This is a genomic window from Pseudoalteromonas luteoviolacea DSM 6061, from assembly GCF_001625655.1.
GTDB classification, from domain to species: domain Bacteria; phylum Pseudomonadota; class Gammaproteobacteria; order Enterobacterales; family Alteromonadaceae; genus Pseudoalteromonas; species Pseudoalteromonas luteoviolacea.
This window is the reverse complement of the sequence record NZ_AUYB01000153.1, coordinates 1-2,919: the sequence shown is the minus strand read 5'-3', so window position 1 is coordinate 2,919 and position 2,919 is coordinate 1. Positions and strand designations below refer to the sequence as shown.

Annotated in this window: 1 rRNA gene; it reads right to left on the bottom strand. The window is 50.9% G+C overall.

The annotated features are described in order from the left end of the window. Positions 1-20: 20 nt before the first annotated feature. Positions 21-2,900, bottom strand: a 23S ribosomal RNA gene (locus N475_RS23970). Between the last annotated feature and the right edge of the window lie 19 nt (positions 2,901-2,919).

Here is a 2,919-nt window from a genome sequence, read left to right as displayed (position 1 = left end):
TCAAACCACTTTGGCGTTGTATGGTTAAGCCTCACGGGTAATTAGTACGAGTTAGCTCAATGCCTCACAGCACTTCCACATCTCGCCTATCAACGTTGTAGTCTTCAACGGCCCTTCAGTTAACTTAAAGTTAAAGTGAGAACTCATCTCGAGGCTCGCTTCCCGCTTAGATGCTTTCAGCGGTTATCGATTCCGAACGTAGCTACCGGGCAATGCTATTGGCATAACAACCCGAACACCAGCGGTTCGTCCACTCCGGTCCTCTCGTACTAGGAGCAGCCCCTCTCAATTCTCAAACGCCCACGGCAGATAGGGACCGAACTGTCTCACGACGTTCTAAACCCAGCTCGCGTACCACTTTAAATGGCGAACAGCCATACCCTTGGGACCGACTTCAGCCCCAGGATGTGATGAGCCGACATCGAGGTGCCAAACACCGCCGTCGATATGAACTCTTGGGCGGTATCAGCCTGTTATCCCCGGAGTACCTTTTATCCGTTGAGCGATGGCCCTTCCATTCAGAACCACCGGATCACTATGACCTACTTTCGTACCTGCTCGACGTGTCTGTCTCGCAGTTAAGCTGGCTTCTACCATTACACTAACCGTACGATGTCCGACCGTACTTAGCCAACCTTCGTGCTCCTCCGTTACTCTTTGGGAGGAGACCGCCCCAGTCAAACTACCCACCAGGCACTGTCCTCAACCCCGATCAGGGACCTAAGTTAGAACATCAACACTACAAGGGTGGTATTTCAAGGACGGCTCCACACAATCTAGCGACTGTGCTTCAAAGCCTCCCACCTATCCTACACATGTAGGGTCAATGTTCAGTGCCAAGCTGTAGTAAAGGTTCACGGGGTCTTTCCGTCTAGCCGCGGGTACACAGCATCTTCACTGCGATTTCAATTTCACTGAGTCTCGGGTGGAGACAGCGTGGCCATGGTTACACCATTCGTGCAGGTCGGAACTTACCCGACAAGGAATTTCGCTACCTTAGGACCGTTATAGTTACGGCCGCCGTTTACCGGGGCTTCGATCAAGAGCTTCGCCTAAGCTAACCCCATCAATTAACCTTCCGGCACCGGGCAGGTGTCACACCGTATACGTCATCTTACGATTTTGCACAGTGCTGTGTTTTTAATAAACAGTCCCAGCCACCTGGTCACTGCGGCTCTCGTCTGCTTATGGAGCAAGTCCTTCACAAACAAGAGCGTACCTTCTCCCGAAGTTACGGTACAATTTTGCCTAGTTCCTTCACCCGAGTTCTCTCAAGCGCCTTAGTATTCTCTACCTGACCACCTGTGTCGGTTTAGGGTACGATTCGATATAAACTGAAGCTTAGAGGCTTTTCCTGGAAGTAGGGCATCAACAACTTCACACCCGTAGGTGCTCGTCTCGACTCTCAGCCTTAGCGACCCGGATTTTCCTAAGTCACCAGCCTACAGCCTTTCACATGGACAACCAACGCCATGCTTGCCTAGCCTGCTCCGTCCCCCCATCGCATTTATACCAAGTACGGGAATATTAACCCGTTTCCCATCGACTACGCTCTTCAGCCTCGCCTTAGGGGTCGACTCACCCTACCCTGATTAACATGGGATAGGAACCCTTGGTCTTCCGGCGTGCGGGTTTTTCACCCGCATTATCGTTACTCATGTCAGCATTCGCACTTCTGATATGTCCAGCATGCCTCCCGGCACACCTTCAGCCACTTACAGAACGCTCCCCTACCCCGCGAACTAAGTTCGCAGCCGTAGCTTCGGTGGTATGTTTAGCCCCGTTACATCTTCCGCGCAGGCCGACTCGACTAGTGAGCTATTACGCTTTCTTTAAAGGATGGCTGCTTCTAAGCCAACCTCCTAGCTGTTTTAGCCTTCCCACATCGTTTCCCACTTAACATACACTTTGGGACCTTAGCTGACGGTCTGGGTTGTTTCCCTCTCCACGATGGACGTTAGCACCCACCGTGTGTCTCCCGGATAGTACTTTACGGTATTCGGAGTTTGCAAAGGGTTGGTAAGTCGGGATGACCCCCTAGCCTTAACAGTGCTCTACCCCCGTAAGTATTCGTCCGAGGCTCTACCTAAATAGATTTCGGGGAGAACCAGCTATCTCCCGGTTTGATTAGCCTTTCACTCCTAGCCACAGGTCATCCCCTAACTTTTCAACGTTAGTGGGTTCGGTCCTCCAGTCAGTGTTACCTGACCTTCAACCTGCCCATGGCTAGATCACCGGGTTTCGGGTCTATACCCTGCAACTTAAGCGCCCAGTTAAGACTCGCTTTCGCTACGGCTCCCCTAAATGGTTAACCTTGCTACAGAATATAAGTCGCTGACCCATTATACAAAAGGTACGCAGTCACCCTCGAAGGGCTCCTACTGCTTGTACGTACACGGTTTCAGGTTCTATTTCACTCCCCTCACAGGGGTTCTTTTCGCCTTTCCCTCACGGTACTGGTTCACTATCGGTCAGTTGGGAGTATTTAGCCTTGGAGGATGGTCCCCCCATATTCAGTCAAAGTTTCACGTGCTCCGACCTACTCGATTTCACTTCAGATAAATTTTCGTGTACGGGACTGTCACCCTGTGTCGTCCAACTTTCCAGAAGGTTCCACTAATTACACTGAAGCTTAAGGGCTAATCCGATTTCGCTCGCCGCTACTTTCGGAATCTCGGTTGATTTCTTTTCCTCGGGGTACTTAGATGTTTCAGTTCTCCCGGTTTGCCTCTTACAGCTATGTATTCACTGCAAGATACCGCTAAGCGGTGGGTTTCCCCATTCGGAAATCTAAGTCTCAAGTGCCTCTTACTGGCTTGACTTAGCTTATCGCAAGTTAGTACGTCCTTCATCGCCTCCAACTGCCAAGGCATCCACCGTGTACGCTTAGTCACTTAACCATACAACCCAAAATGGTTT